Here is a 19,815-nt window from a genome sequence, read left to right on the forward strand (position 1 = left end):
CGCCCACCAGCTCAGAGCCACGGATCAAGGCTCTGAGCTGTTTCTGTGTTCCGGCGTCGATGGTCGTTCTTGGTCAACTTTGGCCAGCTTTTGACGCCCTGAAAACACCCTGATCTTGGGCCGGGGCAGTCAGCTTGGGAATCGTCTTGATCTATACACTGCGTAGTTGCAGCACCAGGGAGATGGCTACCGATCGTTGATCGTCGGCCGGACTACCTGTCCCTAGCAGCCCAGGTTGACCCCTGCATCGGGCACGCCGACCAAGGCCCTGGGATCACTCAATGCCTCGCGTCTACCTACGATCTGCCCCATGCGTCGCGTCGCGCCGGTATTGGCTCTCTTGCTCCTGGTCGCTCTGTCCGCTTGCACCTCCGATCCGAAGGAGGCCGGGTCCACAACATTGACCGTCCTGCTAGACCACGGTGTGACGGCAGCGCAAAAGAGCGTGGTGGAGCAACGGCTACTCGCGATGCCGAGCGTAGAGGGCGTCGACTTCGAGACCCGTGATCAGGCCTACGAAAAGCTGCGGAAGGACTCGCCGGATCTGCTGGCGAATCTGGATCCGGAGCACCTGCCGGAGTCCTTTCGTGCGACTGTCACGGACGCGTTGGTCGCCGAGGCAGTCGACCTGGTGATGGGTACGGTCGACGGCGTCGGGGAGGTCGTGCTCAGGATCGCCGCTGTTGATCCCCTGCCGGCGCGGATCGGGGTGATCGTCCGGCTGGAACCGACAGCTACGGGAGAGCAGCGAGCCACCGTAGAGGAGGCCGTCCGGGCGCTACCCCACGCGGAGTCGGTCGAGTTTGAGGACCGCGACGCCGCCTATGAGCGTCTGCGCAAGCAGTGCCAAGGCAAGGGCGATCTTGCCACGCAACTCAACTCGCAGGTGACGCGCGCTTCGCTGCGGCTCCGGCTTCCCTTGAACGGAAGAGGTAGGATCACTTTGCCCGAGATTGAACGCCTTGATGGCGTCGAGGCGGTGCGCCTGGTGCCAGTGGCGATGCTGTGAGGGCGCGGCCGGAGCGGGCACACGCTAATGGCACATGACTCCCTCGCCGCACGGCCTTAGGTGCTGCCCGCTGCTTCCCCGTGTTACGGGCACGTAGGGGGCACGCACACGGCGGCCGGGCACACCTGGACGACCACGACGGACGACGACAGGGCGACTCGGTGGCAAGCCAGTCCGGGACCGGCGCTGCCACGCTGACCTTCATGGGCTATCGCGACGAGCTGGACTCTGACGTTCGACGGCTCCTCAATGAGCTGTGCATCGAGCTGGGCTTTTGCTTGGCGCCGGGGGATATCCGTCGACTCTGCGAGTCGCCTCCGGGAGACGTGGACAGCTTTACCGGCGCGGTCTTCGAGGCGGAGGGAATGGGCGACATGAGCTACACGGACCTCCGACGCCAGGTGCGACATGTTGTGGATCAACACATGAGCCGCTGGCTAGAGGCGGACGACGAGCCAACCCGCTGAACGCTTGTGGTCGACGCGCAGGCGGTTTTCTTGCCTCGTGCCGCGTGGGCTGGTCCTGGCGAGGCGCGGGGGCGGAGTCCGGCGGGTGTCGGCCGGGTTTCGTCCCGGCCGCGTAGCGGTCCGGGGCGGTTCATCGCCGGGCGGCCTACCGGCCACGCGCCGCGTGGCATCTGGGTGATTTCTATGTCGTTCTGGAGCAAACAACCGGTAAGCACTTTGGTGTTGAGGGCAAGTTCTCGACCTATGCATGGGCCTACAACGTGGCCAGAAGCGGGTGGAGTTGAGGGGCTTGCGAGTGTCACAAGGGTGCCTGGCGCCGAGAACTGATGGCCACCGGGAGTCCTCCGCTCAGCCGTCTTTGAACGGGTTTGTGAACGGTTGTTGCTGCTCTGGCGACAAGAACCGTTCACAAACCGTTGGCGGTGTGCCGGCGGTAGCGGGGTATCCAGCCGAGGAAGCGTTGGTGGAGAGGTTGTGGGTCGGGTCCGGCATACGGGTTGATGTCGTGGAGGTCGGTGACGGCTTGTTGGTGGAGGGCGGCGAGGTGGGGGTTCACTCCGATGTGGTTGTCGGCGTACCGCCCAGAGAACCTGACCCCTTGGATCAGTTGAACCCTTGCCAGGTGAGGCGGTCATGCGGCCACGTCGGCTTCCGTATCGCCTTGTGTCACTACGCTACGAACCGGCCTGATCCACCAAGCCGGATGTCCAACTCTCGGAGAAGTGCGCCGAGCCGGCTGGACATGTCGGTGTCCATGTGTGGGATGGCTCTGCCTGCGGCTTGGTGCTCGCCTAGGTCGTAGAGGGCGTTCCGAAGGTCCTGGGCGGTTGCAAGGTCGAGCCGCAGATCGATCGAATTGTTCATGGTCGTGACGGTAGTGCGGCCGGCGATCTGGTGTCCGGTGAGCATGGAACAGCGGACCTCGTGGTTCCTGACCACGGTCTGGGGGTGCGCAGGTCATGGCGCAGGGGTGCTGACCGAGGCGATCCGCTTCCGACGGTGCCGGAGGTATTCGCGCTCGGCGGGGTCGTGGGTGAGGTCGATCGCGCTGCTGTAGGCGGCGGTTGCCTCGTCGTGGTGGCCGAGCCGTTCGAGTAGATGTGCCCGCGCGGCTCTGGCTGGCTGGAACCGTCGGGCGCGGTCGCCTGCGGCGCTCAGCAGTTCGTCGAGCCGGGCCAGCCCGGCTACTGGGCCCTCGACTTCGGCGGTGGCGACGGCGAAGGCGACTGCGCCGCCGAGCGACGGCGCGACCGCGTGTAGTGCGCGGTGCAGGTCCAACAGTGCGGGCCAGTCGGTGGTGCCGGTCTGTCGCCGGGCGCAGTGCACCGCCTGGACCGCGGCCTCGAGTTGGAACCGTCCGATCTGTCCGCGCGTATGCGCGACGCGTAGGTGCTCGTGTGCCCGGTGGATCAGGTGGTGGTTCCAGCGCGACGGATCCTGCTCGGCCAGCGGTACGAATCGCCCGTATCCGTCGAGGCGGGCGGGCAGGCGCGCGGACGAGAGTTGGATGAGCGCGGCGAGCCCGTGCGCCTCGGGATCGTCGGGTACCAGCGTCGTGAGCACCTCGGCGAGGTGCAGGGCCTCGGTGGGCACCTGACGGACTTCCGGCCCGGTCGTCGTCCAGTCGATGACGTACGCCCCGTAGACGGCCTCGAGTACCGCCGCCATCCGCCCCGGCAGATCGCTGCGGTCAGGGATGCGGAACGGGATGCGGGCGGCCCTGATGCGCCGCTTCGCCCGTACCAGGCGGGTCGCCATCGTCGATGTGGGTACCGAGAAGGCCCGGCCGACCTGGTCGGCCGTGAAGCCGAGCACCGTGTTGAGCATGAGGGGGGTGTGTACGGCGCGCTCGATCGCCGGGTGTGCGCACACGAGCATCAGCTCCAGCCGCCGGTCGAGGATGGCGTCGATGTCGAGGCTGTCGAGGTGTATCGGGGCGTCCCGCTCGACGTCGAGGGGCCCGGTACGCTGCCACTCCGCCGACTTCCACCGGTCCCGTAGCCGGTTACGCGCAACGGTCAGCAGCCACCCGTCGGGAGTTGCCGGCACGCCCTGGTCGGGCCAGGTCTGCAGGGCCCGCTCGAATGCGTCGGCCAGGGCGTCCTCGGCGGAGGCGAGGTCGCTGGTCGAGGCGGACAGCAGGGCGAGCAGCCGTCCATAGCTGTCGCGGGCCGCGACGGCCGCGGCTGCCCGCCCTTCGTCGCTGGCGGTCAACTGTTCCATGCCCCGCCGACGAACGCCGTCGCGCTCGGGCGTACCTCAACCACACCCCACTGTGCGGCCGGGCATTTTTCCGCCCAACCAATCGCGGCGTCGAGGTCGGGTACGTCGAGGAGGAACACCCCGGCCAGCGCCTCCTTGGTCTCCGCGAACGGTCCGTCCTGCACCCGCAGGTCACCGTCCTTGCGGGTAACGGTCGTCGTCGCCGCTGTCGGCTGAAGTACGTCGGCCGACAGCAGTACCCCGGCCGCGCACAGCGCCCGACCGTACGCGTCGAAGGCCGCCCTCGCCTCAGCAACGACCTCGTCGATGAGCTCCCCCTCGCCCGGCTCGCGGTAGTGGATCAGCAACGCATAACGCATGATCTTCCCCTCTGCTTGCAGTGTGGCACCGTGATGCCGCCATCGAGATGACGAACGACAGCAGCCGGAATCGCCACCCACCGTTCGGGGGCCAGCCCGCCTGCCTCATGGGGCATCCGCGCAGAGCGATCATGAAGGGCCTGCGGTGAGCCAATTTGCCGTTGTCCCCGCCAGACAGGCAGACAGGCGCGCTCGGACGACTTCGCTCGGGTCTTCGTCCGTTCAGATGGAAACAGGGGCTGTGGCGTCTCGGCCCGGACTGGCGACCTTGTTGACGATGGTGTCGTCCGGACCGAGTTGTCGCCCGTCGTCGGATCGGACCTCCAGGGCGCGTAGCGGGTGCCCATGCTGGCGGTCGACCATTTTCGAGTGCGGTTCGCCCGGCTCGAAGCAGTGCGTCTCGCCCCACTGTCGTAGTGCCACGATGACCGGAAAGAGGCCCCTGCCCTTCTCGGTCAGCGCGTACTCGTGGTAGCTGCCACCGCCGGTAGCCTCGACGATTTCGATCACGCCGCTGGCGACCAGGGTCCGCAGGCGGGCGGCGAGGATGTTCTTCGCCACCCCGAGGCTGCGCTGGAACTCACCGAAGCGGCGGCTGCCGTCGAATGCGTCGCGCACGATGAGCAGCGACCACCAGTCCCCGATCGCGTCGACTGACCGGGCCACCGGGCACTCGGCGTCGTCGAAGCGGGTCCTCTTCACCATCGCGCTCTCCCCATCACATGCCGGTTGCAACATGCTACCAGGGTCCCGTACGGTCCTCTGGTGGCAACATGCAACCAGGGTTCGGAGGTGGATCTGGCCATCACCGACCAGACGAGAAGTCGAGCGCCGTCGCCCCCCGGGCTGTCCGGGTGGCTCACCCTGCTCCTGGCCGGCGCCGCCGGGGCGGCAGTGGCAAACGTCTACTTCGCCCAACCACTGCTGGTGACCATCGGCCGAGAGTTCGCGCTCAGTTCGGCGACCGTGGGCATCGTGGTGGCCATCACCCAACTTGGCTACGGGCTCGGACTGTTCCTCGTCGTTCCGCTCGGTGACCTGGTGGACCGGCGGCGGCTGGTCGTGACGCAGTTGCTGCTGCTGGCCGGCGCGCTGGCCGTGGTCGGTACCGCCGGCACGGCGCCGGTTCTGCTGGCCGGCATCGCCGCGGTGGGACTGCTGGCGGTGGTGACCCAGTCGATGGTGGCGTACGCCGCCGCGCTGGCGGGACCGGTCAACCGTGGTCGGATCGTCGGCCTGGTGACCAGCGGGGTGGTGATCGGCATCCTTTCTGCCCGGACGGTGTCCGGCACCCTGGCGGACCTCGCCGGCTGGCGGTCGGTCTACCTCGTCTCCGCCGCGTTGACCGTGACGATGGCGGGACTCCTGTACCGGGTGCTGCCGTGTCACCCGCCGGCCCGCAACCGCCTTCGGTACGGCCGGCTGCTTCGTTCGACCGTGTCACTGTTCACCGAGGAACCCCTGTTCCGCGTCCGTGCCCTGCTTGCACTGCTCATCTTCGCCGCGTTCAGTGTCCTGTGGACCGGGGTCGCGCTGCCGCTCAGCGCACCGCCGCTGTCGCTGTCGCACAGCGCGATCGGCGCGTTCGGGCTTGCCGGGGTGGCTGGTGCGTTGGCGGCGGCTCCCGCGGGTTGGTTGAACGATCGGGGCCTGGCCGGGTGGACCACCGGAGCTGCTCTCGTCCTGCTCGTCCTGTCCTGGCTGCCGATCGGGCTCACCCGACAGTCGCTGTGGGCGCTGGCGATCGGCGTGGTCCTGCTCGACCTCGCCGTGCAGGCAGTCCACGTCACCAACCAGTCCGTCATCTACGAGTTGCGACCGGACGCCGGCAGCCGACTGATTGGCGGATACATGGTCTTCTACTCGATCGGCAGCGGTGCCGGGGGGATCGCCTCGACCGCGGTGTACGCGCGGGCCGGCTGGGGTGGCGTGTGCGCGCTGGGGGCGGGGATCAGCGTACTCGCGTTCCTGCTCTGGGCGGCGACCCGAACCCGGGTCGGCCAGGGGAACCGATGAGGTCTGCCCGAAGGGTGTTGACCCGGGACCACTGGGGTGACGCCCCAGGTGGCGGTTGGGCTGGCTGTGGCTGCGGGTGCCGCGTGGTGGTGGGCGGCCCGGCGGGTCCGCCGGCACCGTACCGGGTGCGGTGGTGGGGATTGCGGTTGCACTCAGCGTACGGAGCGGAGGCCGGATCCGATCCCGATGGAGTCCTTGTCGTGACCTCACCCGTATGGGGGTCACCGGTGACCGGCCAAGATTGAGCAGGTCGGTTGGGACAGGTCGACGGGGCGTTACGGCAGGAGGCGTGGGTGTCGCAGGAGGCGCGTGGCGTGGTCGCGGGGATGGAGCGGAATCAGATCGCCGTCTATCTCGGTGCGATCGCTGCCGGAGTGCTGGTCGGCTGGGTGGCGCCGGATGCCGGTCCGGGGCTTGAGCATGTGATCAGTCCGGTGTTGGGCGCCTTGCTGTACGTGACGTTCCTGCAGGTGCCGGCGCGGGACCTGATGCGCTCGTTGCGGGATGGCCGGTTCCTTGCGGCTGCACTGGTGGTGAACTTCGTGGTGGTGCCGCTGGTGGTCGCGGCGATGTTCGCGTTCCTGCCCGCCGATCAGGCGATACGGCTGGGGGTGCTCCTGGTCTTGCTCACCCCTTGTGTGGACTACGTGATCGTGTTCAGCCGGTTGGCTGGCGGCAGCAGCGATCGGTTGCTTGCCGCGACGCCGCTTCTGCTGATCGCGCAGATGTTGCTGCTGCCGCTGTTCCTGCTGCTGTTCCTGGGCCCGGGTCTGGCCGACGCGGTCGAGGCGGGACCGTTCGTCGAGGCGTTCGTCGTGTTGATCGTGATCCCGTTGACGTTGGCCTGGCTCACACAGGCGTGGGGTGCGCGGCAGCGGGCCGGGACGGCCGTCAGCACAGCGATGGGAGCGGTGATGGTGCCGCTGATGGCCGCGACGCTGTTCGTCGTGGTCGCCTCCCAGGTGCCAAAGCTGAACGACGATGTCGCTGACCTGCTCGGTGTGGTGCCGTTCTATGTGTTGTTCCTGGTGGTGATGGCCTTTGCCGGGATGGGCGTGGCTCGCCTGTTCCGGTTGGACGCGGCAGCGGGCCGGGCGGTGGTGTTCACGGGGGCGACCCGCAACTCGCTGGTGGTGTTGCCGCTGGCGCTGGCTCTGCCGGACCGGTTGAGTATCGCGGCGGCGGTCGTGGTCACCCAGACGTTGGTGGAGGTACTGGGCATGGTTGCCTACGTGCGGCTCGTGCCCCGACTCGTCCCGGCCGGTGGCGGTCGTGAGGTTGTACCAACACGTTAGTCCGCAAGGGGTGGTTCGGCGTCTCGGGGAAAGCGTCCTGATGCCTTGGTACGCCCTGGCGGCTCCTGGTTGCCGTGCCCTGGGCTGCTCCCTACCCGGCTGCGATCACGCGCAGCCGTGCTCGTCGACGCCGCAGAGCTGGTTTGGACCGGCTGCGGACTGAAGCCCCGACCGTCCTCCGCCCTCGGGTCAGTCGTGCTCCGGCGTGCCGGTCACCTGGTGGTCAGCCGCGTACAGAACCTCGGTCACGAGACGACGCACGTGTCCACCCCGTGCCCGGTACAACGCTCGACGTCCCTCGCGGCGTGTGCTGACCAGGCCCGCCAGCAACAGCTTGCCCAGATGTTGCGATACGGCAGGCCTGGCCGCACCGACCGCTGCGGCCAGGGTGCCGACGTCATGTTCACCTTCGCGTAGCAACCACAACAGCCGCAACCGGGTGGGGTCCGCAAGCATACGCAGGGCTGTTACTGCTGCGGTGACCTGTTCACCAGTGGGTAGCTGTTGCGCTCCCATGGCAGTTGCTTCGTTGTCGCGTGCGTACATGAGCACGTATTCTGCCGGGTGATGGCCCTAGCTGCCACACCCGCCTCCAGAGAGGGCAACCGGCATGAGCGGCGGTCACGATCACAGTGCCCACCACGCCCGTCACGAGGCTGGTCACCACCGGGACAACGCTGGAACCGCTCATGATCATGGTGGCCGATGGCGGACGTTGCGGCACCGTATCGGACACGTGCTGACCCCGCACTCCCATGACACTGCCGACAAGGTCGACTCTGCGTTGGAGTCCTCCCGTGCGGGCATCCGGGCCCTGTGGATCTCGCTGCTCGCGCTGGGTGTCACCGCCGCCGCCCAGGCGGTCGTCGTCGCGCTGTCCGGTTCGGTCGCGCTACTCGGCGACACCCTGCACAATGTCACCGACGCGTTGACCGCAGTTCCCCTGGGGGTGGCGTTCCTGCTGGGCCGACGCGTGGCCACTCGTGCCTACACCTATGGCTATGGCCGTGCCGAGGACATCGCGGGCATCATCATCGTGGTGGCCATCGCCGTATCCGCGATTGCTGCCGGGTGGACCGCAATCACCCGTCTGGTGGAACCCGCGCCAACGACGCACCTGCCCATTGTGGCCGCCGCCGGCGTCATTGGCTTCGTCGGCAACGAACTCGTGGCCCGCTACCGCATCAGGGTGGGACGCCGTATCGGCTCAGCCGCCCTGGTCGCCGATGGGCTGCACGCCCGTACGGACGGATTCACCTCCCTGGCGGTGGTCGCCGCCGCTGGCGGAACATGGGCCGGTTGGCAATGGGCTGACCCGGTAGTCGGTCTGGTGATCACCGTCGCGATCCTGTTCGTGCTCAGGGATGCTGCACGCGAGATCTACCGCAGATTGATGGACGCGGTCGACCCTGCTCTCGTGGACAGCGTCGAAACAGCGTTGCGACAGGTCTCCGGCGTACTGGATGTCACAGGTGTCCGGCTGCGCTGGATCGGCCACCGGCTGCACGCCGAAGCCGACCTTGTGGTTGACGCTGACCTCAGCCTTCTACAGGCGCATGAAGTCGCCGCCGATGCCGAACACCAACTCACTCACGCCATACCCCGGCTGATCAGCGCAACCATGCATACCGACCCTGCCAGCCACCCCGGCTCGCACCACCACGCGGACCTGTCCCATCGACGACGTAGTCACGACGTGGGGGCCATCGCTGAGCAGACACCAACCGCACACTCGCTCACGTCTCCGTGAGTTGAATCCGTACTTCGCAGCTGAGGCTTCCGGCAGATGCCGGGAGTCGTCGCACCGGTACTAGCAACCGAGTTGCTAATTAACAACTCGGTTGCTAGCTTCGCGGCGTGTCCGTTTCCCGTATCCTCCTCGGCCTGCTCGAACCGCAGGCCCAACACGGCTATACGCTGCGTCGGCGCTACGACGACTGGTTCGGTGGCGATCGGCCGCTGAAGTCGGCCCAGGTCTACGCCACCCTCGGTCGACTCGACCGGGACGGGCTGATCGACCTGACGGGGGTGACCGCCGGGGTCGGCCCCGACCGTCGGATGTACGCCATCACCGATGCCGGGGTCAGCGAACTGGAACGCTGGCTCGACGAGCCCGAGGTGCCCGACGTGACCGGAAGTCGGCGGGTGCTCTTCGGCAAGGTGCTCATCGCGCTCTCCAGCGGCCGGGCAGCCGAGCCGATCCTCGACCGGCAACGCCAGGCGCACCTGGCCCGCATGCGTGACCTGCGCGCCCAGCGGCAGGTCGGTGATCTGATCACGCAGCTCGACGCCGACTTCGAGATGTACCACCTCGATGCCGACCTCAAGTGGATCGACGGTGCGGTCGCCCGGCTGGGTCGGCTGGCCGCCGTACTGCGCGCCGCCGAGCACGACCGGCTGACGAACCAGACCTCCGATGGTCGACCGGCTGACCGGCACCCCGAACCGCCCTCAGAGCGCCATGGCGGTCCGGACGGGGAGGTTCGCTGATGCTGCGGGCCACCGAGCTCATCGTCCAGTTCGGACAGACCGTGGCCCTCGACCGGGCCGGCATCGACATCGCGCCAGGGGAGACGGTCGCCATCATGGGGCCGTCGGGCTCGGGCAAGTCGACGTTGCTGCACGTACTCGCCGGTATCCTCCGGCCCGACCACGGCGAGGTACGCCTCGGCGAACAGCGGATCGACATCCTGCCGGACGGCCGGCGTAGCCAACTCCGGCTGCGCTCCTTCGGGTTCGTACTCCAGTTCGGTGACCTGGTGCCCGAGCTGTCCCTGCGGGAGAACGTCGAGCTGCCGTTGCGGCTGCTCGACGTGCAGAAGGCCGAGGCCCGGACCCGCAGCGCGCAGCTGCTCCGGCAACTCGAGGTGGACGACGTGGCCGACCGGCGACCGGGCCAGGTCTCCGGAGGCCAGGCGCAGCGTGCCGCAGTCGCCCGCGCACTGGTGCACCGGCCATCGATCATCTTCGCCGACGAACCGACCGGGGCCCTGGACAGCGCCACCGGCGAGTTGGTGCTCGACGCGCTGATCGGGCTGGCCCACCAGGAGGGCAGCGCGGTCGTCCTCGTCACCCACGAGGCCCGGGTGGCGTCGTACGCCGACCGTACCGTCTTCATGCGCGACGGGCGGGTAGCGTCGTGAGGCGGTGGCTCTGGCTCGGGCTGCGTCTTTCGATCGGCTCCGGCCGGGGCGGACTGCTACGTACCGCGTTGATGTCGTCCGGCGCGGCGCTGGGCGTACTGCTGGTGCTGTCGTCGTTCGCTGCGGTGTCGGCCGCCGGTGCGCAGCACGATCGGGCCCAGGCACGTACCCCGGTCCGCGACGAGTCGGGCACGAACAGTTCCACCCTGCGGGTCTGGGAGATCCAGGACGCGATCGGCGACCGCGCGCTGCGCCGTACCGTCGTGGTGGGTGCCACCGCGACCAGCCCGCGCCCGCCCGGGGTCGCCGAGCTGCCCCGGCCCGGGGAGATCGTGGTGTCACCGGCCCTCGCCGAACTGCTCCGCAGCGACGAACGCGCGACCGGCCGGTTTCCGCAGCGGGTCGTCGGCACGATCACCCCGGTGGGCCTGATCGCCCCGGACGAGTTGCTGGCCTACGTCGGCGTGGACCGGGTCCCGACGCCGCTACCTACCGGGAGCGACGACGAGGAGGAGATGCCGCTGCCGAAGCAGCACCAACCGGTCACCGGCTTCGGCGCACCCCTGGAGTACGCCTTCGGCGCCGAGGTGTACAGCCCGGACGTGTTCACTCCGGCCCGGCTGATCGCACTCGCCTTCGGGCTGTTCGTGCTGGTGCCGTTCGGGGTCTTCCTGGCCACCTGCGCCCGGCTGTCGGCGTCGACCCGGGACCGCCGGATCGCCGCGCTGCGCCTGCTGGGTGTGTCAGGTCGTCAGGCGACCCTGGTCAACGCGGTGGAGACGGGCGTGATCGCGGCCGGTGGCGCGCTGCTCGGTCTGGTCGCCCACGTCGTCCTCGTACCGGTCTCGCAGAGCTGGCGGATCGGCCGCCTGCGCTGGTACGCCGCCGACCTTTCGGTCTCCGTCCCGGTGGTCGCGGGCGTGGTCGCGGTGACCGTGCTCTACGCGGTCGCCATCGGCGTGTTCACCCTCCACGCCGCCCGGAACAACCCCCTCGGCGTACGGCGGGACGCGCCCAGCCACCGTCCCGGCTGGTGGCAACTCGTGCCACTGGTCGCCGGTCTCCTCTGCGCGGTGCTGGCCGGCGTGCTCGGCAGGTCCGACCCGGGAATGCTCGCAGTACTTCTCTTTGCCGGCTCACTGGTACTGACCGGATTGGCCCTGCCGCTTGCACTCCCACCGCTCGGGCATGCTGCCGCGAGCCTGGTGGCCCGGCTGCCGCGTACCCCGGTCTGGCTGGAGCTGGCAGCTGCCCGGATCCGGCACGCGCCGGGCGTCGCGCCCCGACTGGTCGCCGCGCTGACCGTGATGATCTACGTGGTGGGGATGGGGTCGCTGGGGGTGGACCTGGTCGCCAACGACCGTGGCCTGGTGTCGGTGGCCGACCCCCGTGGTGCCGAGCTGTACCAGGTGTTGGACGCGGAGCAGGTCATCGTCGCCGACCTGCGGGCGGTCCCCGGCGTCCAGGTCATCGACCTGCGTAGTGTTCCGGCGACTGTGTCCGGCGGCCGGAGTTGGGTGCTGGTCGGCGACTGTGTCGACCTCACCGGCATGTTCCACCTCGGCACGGGCGAAACCTGTGTGGACGGTCGGACCTACCGGCTGGACATGGGCATGGGTGAGCCGGTGCTGGCTCCGGGGACCGAGGTGGTCACCGAGACCGGCGTACGGCTTCCGGCACCCGAGCAGGTGTTGCACCCGCGCATGCGATTCGACATGGCGTCGACCGGTGCGCTACTGATCACCCGGCAGGCGCCGGTTGCCGCCGCACTGGACGGGTTGTCACAGAGCTGGCCGATGGTGGTCGTCCCGGATCTGGCCACCGCCGACCGCGCCGCGCAGCTGGTCGCCACCCTGACACCGGCCGGCACCCTCGCCGGTGACTTCGGAATACGGCAGGGCTTCGACACCGATCTGCTGATGACCCTGCTGATTGTCGGATTGACGGTCAGCTTCACGCTCGGCGTCGGCGCGTTCGCCGCCGCCGCGGTCGACCGGACGATGGAGCGGCGACGAAACAACGGGACCCTCGCGGTGGTGGGCACCAGCCCGCGTGTCATCGCCGCCGGCGAGGTCGGCTTCGGTGCGCTGCCGCTCGTGATCGGGCTCGTCATGGCCAGCCTGGCCACGGTCCTGCTGGCCGGTACCCTCGCCAGCCTGCTCGGTGTCGGTACGGGACAGGTGCTCGACCGGATCGCCCCGACGTTGTGGCTGGCGGCCGGTGCGCTGGTGGTCGGGCTGGTGCTGCTCGCGGTCCCGGCGTGGCTCACCCAGCGGATCACCGCCGAACAGCTGCGCCGTCCCTGAGCTACCTGCCGTGGGGCGGTGCCGGCCGGTGTGCGTCGCCACCCGCCGCCTTCCGCCCCCGGTGTTCCGCCTGCCGGTGCGTCGCGCATCGGCAGGCGGAACCCTCCGCTCAGTGTGCCCAGCTTCAGTGTGCCCAGCTTCAGTGTGCCCAGCTGATGTTGCGACCAACCCGGGTGTAGTCCCTGGCCAGTTCGGCGTCGATCTGCTCGGCCCGTGTCTCGGTGAGCACGACGGTCGGTGTACGCCACTGGCGGGCCTCCACCATCCGCGCACGCAGCCCGGCCGGCGGATGGGAGGCGAACAGGGACACGTCGTCGCGCAGCGACAGTTGGCGCAGAATCGGCAGCCGGTCACGGTACGCGGCACGGGCCTCGTCGCCGGCCAGCCGCCAGCGGGCGGCACCGTGACCGGCCCGAGCCTCACGTCGTACCACTGTCTCGATGGTGTTCAACGCCAGGAACGCCTCCAGCAGCCGAACTGCGGCGGCGGAGCCGGCCGCCCGGGCGGCCAGTTCGTCGGCGAGGTACTCGGCGCGTTGGACATCGCGCAGGCCGATCCATACCAGCAGCAGGTGGGCACCGAACAACAGCCGGGACAGCACCCACTGCAGCATCTTGGCCAGGACCTCGCCGATCATCGCGGCGAACCCTGCGATGCTCCCATCCGCAACCGCACCGGTGTCGTCCGGTCGAACCAGGGCGGCCGCTGAGCCGAGTATGGTGAACGCCGGTTGGGTGAGTAGACCCCGGCGGATGTCACCGTTGACGAAGTGCCCCAACTCGTGGCCGAGCAGCGCAACCCGTTCCTGCGGACCCAACGAGCCCCACAGCGGTAGGCCGAGGCAGAGCACCCGGCGTCGCCGCAGCCCCACCGAGGTGGCGTACGCGTTGAACGTGTCGTCGACCGCAACCACGTCCGGTCGGGGCGCGCCCACCGCGTCCGCCACCTCGTCGATCAGTTGGTGCAGGGCCGGGGCGCGGTCCCGAGGCAGTACCTCGACCAGCGGATCGAGCCGGCCGAACCTGGGACGCAGCGCGATGGCCAGTCCCAGCGAGGCCGCCCCGAACAACGCCGCCAGCGACGGGAAGTGGTACGTCAGCAGCCACACCCCGAGCAGCGCGAGCGCGGCGACACCGGCCAGCAACAGTATCGATGCCGTGACCGTGACGATTCGCGCCAGACCCAACCCGGGACGGTCGAGGGGCTGCTTGGCCAACTCCGCGAACTGCCCGACGGTCAGCCGATAGGCCATCCGGTGCGTCCGGCGGTCGACCCACCGCCATCCCAGCTCGGGTGCACGACGGTCCGGCTCGTAGCGGTCGAGGTTCCATTCGCAGCGTGGACACCACGGCGTGGCTCCGGACAGGGAAACGGTGCCCGTGAAGCACCGTGCGCAGGAGGAGACGTCAGTCGGAGCGGTGGTTGTCACGCGTGAGTTCACGGGGGCAGATGTTGCACGATGTCGGTTCGTCGGCGGTACCGCCGTTCGGTCGACAACCGCCCGGTCACCGACTGTCCCGGTCACGCTGTCCGGTCGACAACTGCCCGGGACGGCTCGTACGGGGTGGCGGGCAGGTCGTACCGCAGATTTCTTTTCGGCGGGTCGGGGACCGGTTCGAGATGGGGTCAGAAGCTGCTCATATCGGTGAATCCCTTGTTGGCTAACGCAATCGTGTCGCCTCTGCCGTACTTACCGGATTCCGTAGCTGCGGAAACCGATCGGGTCTACTGTGGAAATCTTCCCGACTATTTGCGCGAATCGGTAGCGCGGGGTCGTTTCTCGGTGCACAGTGATTCCCATGAGCGACAGCGGACGTGGTACGCGGTACTTCTGGTGCCTGCGACACCACCGGGTGGAGACCGATGCGGACATGTGCCCCGCCAAATTCGTCTTCGGCCCGTACGCCTCAGCCTCCGACGCGGAGAACGCGCTACAGCGGGTGCAGGAGCGCAACGAAGCCTGGGAAGCCGAGGATGCCCGTTGGGCCGGGGAGGAGAGGTAGACCGGCGCGGCAAGAGCCCGCGTCGAGGAACTCGTCGTCTCGCCGGACGAGACGACCGAGAGCATGTCCCGCAAGGAGGGAACCTAGATGGCCGAAGCAAGTAAGGCCACCACCCGGCCGGCTGCCAGACCCACCGGCGCCCGGAAGACCACCGGTGCCAAGAAGGCGCCGATGAAGAAGTCCGCAGCGGCGAAGAAGACCGCCGCGGCGACGAAACGGGCCACCGGGGCGAGCGTCGCCAAGACCCCGGCCAAGAAGACGACGCCGACGACCGCCCGTACCGCTCGCAAGAAGGCGGTTTCGGCGACGACCTCCGGTAGGGCGGTAGCGGCCAAGAAGGCACCGGCGAAACGGGTCCCGGCCAAACAGGCGGAAACCGCGAAGAAGGTCGCTGCCAAGAAGGCTGCGGCGAAGCGGACCACCGCGAAGAAGACGATGGCCAAGCAGACCACGGCGAAGGAGGCGGCTGCCAAGAAGGCTGCGGCGAAGAAGACCATCGCGAAGAAGGCGACGACGAAGAAGACCACGGCGGCAGCCAAGAAGACCACCGCGGCCAAGAAGACAACCGTGGCGAAGAAGACGACAGCTGCGAAGAAGGCGACGGCCGCCAAGCAGACGACAGCGAAGCGGACCGCCGCGCGGAAGGTGGCGGCGACCCGTCCGGCTGCCGTACGTAAGACCGCATCGACAAGGACCGCTCCCGCGAAGAAGGCGACGACCGCGAAGTCCACGACGACCCGTAAGGCAGCTGCCAAGACGGCGACCGGTGGCGGCAGTGCGCGGAAGATGGCGCCGAAGCAGATCGGCACCCGCAAGGCAGCCACGCAGGTGGCTGCCCGGAAGATGACCGGCCGGAAGGCAGCGACCAAGCAGGTCGCTGCTCGACAGTCCCCGGCCCGCAAGGCGAGTCCGGCAGCGGCCCGGAAAGCCGTCGGCTGACCAGGCATCCCCGACGTGCTCAGATCAGCACGTAGCCGCAGCGATGCGGGCTACGTGCTGATCTGGTCTTTCCTGGTCCTGCCAGCCGCGCCGGTCCCAACTTCGCTCAGCGGTGCTCACCTGGCTGGCTGCCCCGGATGTTCGTGGCTGGCCGTGGCACGTCCCACACCGCGTACCGGCCCCGGGTTTGCAAGGATGATCCCATGGCATACGACGCGAGCACCCTGCCCGACGTTTCCGGGCTCACCGTGGGCATCATCGGCGGCACTGGTGACCAGGGACGGGGTCTCGCCTACCGATTCGCACGGGCCGGCCAGACCGTACTCGTCGGATCCCGGTCGGCGGAGCGTGCGGTGAGCGCGGCGCAGGAGATCGGCGCGCTGCCCGGGGTGCCGTCACCCACCGTCATCTCGGGGGGCGACAACATCGACGTGGCGACCCGCGCCGACGTGGTCATCATCGCCGTGCCGTGGGACGGGCATGCCGCCACGCTTTCGGCGCTTCGCGAGCCACTGGCCGGCAAGGTGGTCGTCGACTGCGTCAACCCGCTCGGCTTCGACGGTCAGGGGCCGTACGCCCTGCAGGTCGAGGAGGGCAGCGCGGTGCAGCAGGCCGCGACCCTGCTGCCGCAGTCCCGGGTGTGCGCGGCGTTCAACCACGTCAGCGCTCCGCTGCTGGCCGACCCGACGATCGACCGGATCGACCTCGACGTGCTGATCTGCACGGAGGAGCGGGAACTCGTGGGGATCGTGGCCGGGCTCGCCGCGCTGATTCCCGGCATGCGCGGCATCTATGCCGGTCGGCTGCGTAACGCCCACCAGATCGAGGCGTTCACCGCCAACCTGATCGCGATCAACAAGCGCTACAAGGCGCACGCCGGGATCCGGGTCACCGACCTCTGATCGTCGGAGCCAACCGTCGTCGACCGGCCCGCCCTTCCGCCTGACCGGCGGACTCTTCGTCTGACCGGCGGACCTGCGGTCGACCGGCCGACTATCTGTCCGGCCCGGCGGCCCAACGGTGCCTGATCGCCGTGATCAGGGAGCCGACATCGCGACGCGCTGACGGCACGCGCGAGTCGCTCCCCGATCACGGGGATCATGGCGGGGTCAGAAGGTGTGTTCGGCGGCGGGGAACTGGCCGTCACGTACCTCGTCCGAGTAGCGGCGTGCGGCGTCGGCCAACGTACCGGCCAGGTCGGCGTACCGCTTCACGAAGCGGGGTGCCCGGCCGCCGCGAAGACCCGCCATGTCCTGCCAGACCAGCACCTGCGCGTCGGTGTCCGGTCCGGCGCCGATACCGATGGTGGGGATGGGCACCTCGTGGGTGATCCGCTTGGCCACCTCGCCCGGCACCATCTCCAGCACCACTGCGAACGCGCCGGCCTCGGCCACCGCCCAGGCGTCGGCCAGCACCTCCTCGGCAGCCTCGCCCCGACCCTGTACCCGGTACCCGCCCAGGGTGTGCTCACTCTGCGGGGTGAAGCCGATGTGCGCCATCACCGGGATGCCGGCACCGACGAGCGCGGAGATCTGGTCGGCGCACCGCCGGCCGCCCTCCAGCTTCACCGCGTGGCAGCCGCCCTCCTTCATGAACCGTACCGCCGTCCGCAGCGCCTGGGCTGGTCCCTCCTCGTACGAGCCGAACGGCAGGTCACCGACGACCAGTGTCTGCTTCGTCGCCCGTACCACCGCGCGGACCAGGGGGAGTAGTTCCTCGGCGGTCACCGGCACGGTGGTCTCGTAGCCGAAGACGTTGTTGGCCGCCGAGTCGCCGACCAGCAGCACCGGAATCCCGGCCTGGTCGAAGATCGACGCGGTGTACTGGTCGTACGAGGTGAGCATCGCCCAACGCTGGCCGCGCTCCTTGGCGGCGGCCAGATCACGGGTACGCACCCGTCGGGTCGCCGGCCCGCCGTACAGTGTCGGCACCTCGGTCGGGGCAGGGGCGATTCCGGATTCGGACATGACTGTCTCCTCTCGCCTCGAGGCCGCGCTCGCGGTCCCCGGGTTCTGCGCTGATCGTCGCACCGGTCGGGCGGCGGTTGGCAGAGTCGAGTGGAAGTTCTCACACTCCGTACGGAAGGGGGCATCCCGCCGCCGGTTCGGCGACCAGGTCAGGAGCTGTGCTCACGCCACCGGTTGGTGATCGGCAACCGCCGGTCCCGCCCGAACGCCTTGATGGACGTCTTGGTGCCCGGTGCGGACTGTCGGCGCTTGTATTCGGCGAGGTCGACCATGCGTAGCACCCGGTCCACCACGGCCGGGTCGTGGCCCGCCGCGACCAGTCCATCACGACCCAGGTCACCGTCGACGTAGCCGATCAGGATCGGGTCCAGCACGGAATACTCGGGCAGCGTGTCGCTGTCCAGCTGCCCCGGGCTCAGCTCGGCGCTGGGCGGCTTGCCGATCGAACTCTCCGGGATCGGTGGCTGCTGCCCCCGACGCGCCGCGTCGTCGTTACGCCAGCGGGCCAGTTTCCAGACCAGCGTCTTCCACACGTCCTTGATCGGGTTGAACCCGCCCACCGAGTCGCCATAGAGGGTGGAGTAGCCGACCGCCAACTCGCTCTTGTTACCGGTGGTGAGTACGAGGTGCCCCTCCTGGTTCGACAGCGCCATCAACAACACGCCGCGTACCCGGGCCTGGAGGTTCTCCACCGCCAGACCGGAGAGCGAAAGGTTGGCCAGGAACGTGTCCACCATCGGCTGGATCGGCTCCACCCGGTAGTCCAGTCCGGTCCGCCTGGCCAGGTCGGCGGCATCGTCGCGGGAGTGCTGGGACGAGTGCTGGCTCGGCATCGAGACACCCGCCACCCGTTCGGGACCGAGCGCGTCGACCGCGATCGTCGCGGCGACGGCCGAGTCGATGCCGCCGGAGAGGCCGAGCACCACCGACGGGAAACCGTTCTTGTTGACGTAGTCGCGCAGACCGACGACCAGTGCCTGCCAGACCTCGGCCTCGTCGGTGACCGGTTCCTCGACACCGCCGACGGCTGGTGGTCCGGCCGGGGCGGGCAGCGATTCGCTGATCGTCATCCGACTGATCCGCATTCCGTCGGCGATCTCGTCCGCACCCGGCCGATCACTGACCGAGGAGGCGGTGGCGGTCTCCGCCGCCGGCAGGTCCAGGTCGTGTACGAGCAGGTGCTCGACGAAGCGGGGACCCCGGGCCAGCAGGGTGCCGTCCGCTGCGACGATCATCGAGTCGCCGTCGAAGACCAGTTCGTCCTGACCACCGACCATGTTGACGTACGCCACGGTTGCCCCCGCCTCGGCGGCGCGGCGACGCACCAGCGGCAGGCGCACGTCGTCCTTGTTCAGCTCGTACGGCGAGCCGTTGACGCTGACGACCAGTCCGACGCCGGCCTCCCGGGCGGCGGCGAACGGACCGCCGGCCTGCCAGATGTCCTCGCAGATCGTCAGCGCGACGTCCACCCCGCCGAGGCGTACCACGTTCAGGGTGTCGCCGGAGACGAAGTAGCGGTCCTCGTCGAACACGCCGTAGTTGGGCAGGTGGTGCTTGAAGTAGCTGACCACCACCCGACCCCCGTGCAGTACGGCCAGCGCGTTGCGCGGCCCCTTGCCCTCGATCGCCCGGGAACTGGTCCGGGGCGGCCCGTCCGCGTCGAGGTAGCCGACCAGCACCGCCACGTCACCGAGGTCGTCGGCGGCCAGGTCGGCCGCCAGTTGGTGCAGCGTGGCCCGGGAGGCGGCCACGAAGGACTCCCGGAAGACCAGGTCCTCCACCGGATAGCCGGTCAGCATCATTTCGGGGAAGACGACGATCGGCGCACCCGCGTCGGCGGCGGTACGGGACCACCGGCGGACCAGCGCGGCGTTGCCGGACAGATCACCAACGGTCGGGTTGACCTGGGCGAGAGCGATGCGCAAGGTCGGCATGGCCTCATCTTGCCGTACCGGCTCAGGACCGCTGGACGGCCCTTGGCGAATGGCATTCGTAGACCGGACGGTAGGGATGCCGCCCCGCACAGCGGGACCCACCGTGACCGGCGTAACGTCGGCGTAACGAGGTCAGTGGAGACTGGTCCGTCAG

At 68.9% G+C, this 19,815-nt stretch carries 19 protein-coding genes; 11 read left to right on the top strand and 8 right to left on the bottom strand.

Features of this window, described 5'->3' with window-relative positions:
• The first annotated feature begins 310 nt into the window (after window positions 1-310).
• Entirely contained in the window at window positions 311-1,009 is a 699-nt protein-coding gene (locus ACFQ4H_RS16130) for a permease-like cell division protein FtsX (RefSeq protein WP_377571777.1), read from the top strand.
• Window positions 1,010-1,212: 203 nt separating this feature from the next.
• Window positions 1,213-1,476 carry a hypothetical protein gene (locus ACFQ4H_RS16135; RefSeq protein WP_377571778.1) on the top strand — a complete coding sequence of 88 codons (264 nt, stop codon included), beginning with the start codon at window positions 1,213-1,215 and terminating at the stop codon, window positions 1,474-1,476.
• A 669-nt stretch (window positions 1,477-2,145) separates the two neighbouring features.
• Here ACFQ4H_RS16135 and ACFQ4H_RS16140 read toward each other — a convergent pair.
• The 4 genes from ACFQ4H_RS16140 to ACFQ4H_RS16155 all read right to left on the bottom strand — a co-directional run bounded on the left by ACFQ4H_RS16140 (window position 2,146) and on the right by ACFQ4H_RS16155 (window position 4,763).
• Complete coding sequence (locus tag ACFQ4H_RS16140; protein ID WP_377571779.1) at window positions 2,146-2,340, bottom strand: hypothetical protein; 195 nt, start codon at window positions 2,338-2,340, stop codon at window positions 2,146-2,148.
• Window positions 2,341-2,433: 93 nt separating this feature from the next.
• A complete protein-coding gene (locus ACFQ4H_RS16145; protein ID WP_377571780.1) occupies window positions 2,434-3,699 on the bottom strand; it encodes an RNA polymerase sigma factor in 1,266 nt (421 codons plus the stop codon).
• Window positions 3,687-4,058: a YciI family protein gene (locus ACFQ4H_RS16150; protein WP_377571781.1), complete on the bottom strand. Its 372-nt coding sequence runs from the start codon at window positions 4,056-4,058 to the stop codon at window positions 3,687-3,689. The genes ACFQ4H_RS16145 and ACFQ4H_RS16150 overlap by 13 nt, the downstream gene beginning before the upstream one ends.
• A gap of 222 nt (window positions 4,059-4,280) precedes the next feature.
• Window positions 4,281-4,763 (bottom strand): winged helix-turn-helix transcriptional regulator, encoded by a 483-nt coding sequence (locus tag ACFQ4H_RS16155; protein ID WP_377571782.1) that lies wholly within the window; start codon window positions 4,761-4,763, stop codon window positions 4,281-4,283.
• Between the two features lie 60 nt (window positions 4,764-4,823).
• Between ACFQ4H_RS16155 and ACFQ4H_RS16160 the strand changes: the two genes are divergently transcribed.
• Window positions 4,824-6,074 (top strand): MFS transporter, encoded by a 1,251-nt coding sequence (locus ACFQ4H_RS16160; protein WP_377571783.1) that lies wholly within the window; start codon window positions 4,824-4,826, stop codon window positions 6,072-6,074.
• A gap of 254 nt (window positions 6,075-6,328) precedes the next feature.
• Window positions 6,329-7,369, top strand: a complete 1,041-nt coding sequence (locus ACFQ4H_RS16165) for an arsenic resistance protein (protein WP_377571784.1) — start codon at window positions 6,329-6,331, stop codon at window positions 7,367-7,369.
• 189 nt (window positions 7,370-7,558) lie between these two features.
• Here the strand turns inward: ACFQ4H_RS16165 and ACFQ4H_RS16170 are convergent, their stop codons facing one another.
• A complete protein-coding gene (locus ACFQ4H_RS16170) occupies window positions 7,559-7,885 on the bottom strand; it encodes a metalloregulator ArsR/SmtB family transcription factor (RefSeq protein WP_377571785.1) in 327 nt (108 codons plus the stop codon).
• A gap of 220 nt (window positions 7,886-8,105) precedes the next feature.
• Here ACFQ4H_RS16170 and ACFQ4H_RS16175 point away from each other — a divergent pair, with 220 nt between their 5' ends.
• From ACFQ4H_RS16175 to ACFQ4H_RS16190, 4 genes are all read left to right on the top strand, one after another.
• On the top strand, window positions 8,106-9,119 hold the full coding sequence (locus ACFQ4H_RS16175) for a cation diffusion facilitator family transporter (protein ID WP_377571786.1): 1,014 nt from the start codon (window positions 8,106-8,108) through the stop codon (window positions 9,117-9,119).
• Between the two features lie 107 nt (window positions 9,120-9,226).
• A complete protein-coding gene (locus tag ACFQ4H_RS16180; RefSeq protein ID WP_377571787.1) occupies window positions 9,227-9,859 on the top strand; it encodes a PadR family transcriptional regulator in 633 nt (210 codons plus the stop codon).
• Window positions 9,859-10,512 carry an ABC transporter ATP-binding protein gene (locus tag ACFQ4H_RS16185; protein WP_377571788.1) on the top strand — a complete coding sequence of 218 codons (654 nt, stop codon included), beginning with the start codon at window positions 9,859-9,861 and terminating at the stop codon, window positions 10,510-10,512. The genes ACFQ4H_RS16180 and ACFQ4H_RS16185 overlap by 1 nt, the downstream gene beginning before the upstream one ends.
• Window positions 10,509-12,818: an FtsX-like permease family protein gene (locus ACFQ4H_RS16190; RefSeq protein WP_377571789.1), complete on the top strand. Its 2,310-nt coding sequence runs from the start codon at window positions 10,509-10,511 to the stop codon at window positions 12,816-12,818. Before ACFQ4H_RS16185 ends, ACFQ4H_RS16190 begins: the two co-directional genes overlap by 4 nt.
• 139 nt (window positions 12,819-12,957) lie before the next feature.
• On the opposite strand, the gene ACFQ4H_RS16195 is transcribed toward ACFQ4H_RS16190, so the two are convergent.
• On the bottom strand, window positions 12,958-14,070 hold the full coding sequence (locus ACFQ4H_RS16195) for a M48 family metalloprotease (protein WP_377571790.1): 1,113 nt from the start codon (window positions 14,068-14,070) through the stop codon (window positions 12,958-12,960).
• A gap of 547 nt (window positions 14,071-14,617) precedes the next feature.
• Between ACFQ4H_RS16195 and ACFQ4H_RS16200 the strand changes: the two genes are divergently transcribed.
• The 3 genes from ACFQ4H_RS16200 (at window position 14,618) to npdG (ending at window position 16,662) form a co-directional block, all read left to right on the top strand.
• Window positions 14,618-14,821, top strand: a complete 204-nt coding sequence (locus ACFQ4H_RS16200; RefSeq protein WP_377571791.1) for a hypothetical protein — start codon at window positions 14,618-14,620, stop codon at window positions 14,819-14,821.
• An 87-nt stretch (window positions 14,822-14,908) separates the two neighbouring features.
• The gene (locus ACFQ4H_RS16205; RefSeq protein ID WP_377571792.1) at window positions 14,909-15,760 is read left to right on the top strand and encodes a hypothetical protein; all 852 of its coding nucleotides are present in this window, start codon (window positions 14,909-14,911) and stop codon (window positions 15,758-15,760) included.
• A gap of 203 nt (window positions 15,761-15,963) precedes the next feature.
• Window positions 15,964-16,662 carry an NADPH-dependent F420 reductase gene (gene npdG, locus ACFQ4H_RS16210; RefSeq protein ID WP_377571793.1) on the top strand — a complete coding sequence of 233 codons (699 nt, stop codon included), beginning with the start codon at window positions 15,964-15,966 and terminating at the stop codon, window positions 16,660-16,662.
• A gap of 207 nt (window positions 16,663-16,869) precedes the next feature.
• Here npdG and panB read toward each other — a convergent pair whose 3' ends face one another.
• On the bottom strand, window positions 16,870-17,727 hold the full coding sequence (gene panB / locus ACFQ4H_RS16215) for a 3-methyl-2-oxobutanoate hydroxymethyltransferase (protein WP_377571794.1): 858 nt from the start codon (window positions 17,725-17,727) through the stop codon (window positions 16,870-16,872).
• A gap of 149 nt (window positions 17,728-17,876) precedes the next feature.
• A complete protein-coding gene (locus tag ACFQ4H_RS16220; RefSeq protein ID WP_377571795.1) occupies window positions 17,877-19,661 on the bottom strand; it encodes an NAD+ synthase in 1,785 nt (594 codons plus the stop codon).
• Between the last annotated feature and the right edge of the window lie 154 nt (window positions 19,662-19,815).

Source organism: Micromonospora sonneratiae, from assembly GCF_042679305.1.
Taxonomy (GTDB): domain Bacteria; phylum Actinomycetota; class Actinomycetes; order Mycobacteriales; family Micromonosporaceae; genus Micromonospora_H; species Micromonospora_H sonneratiae.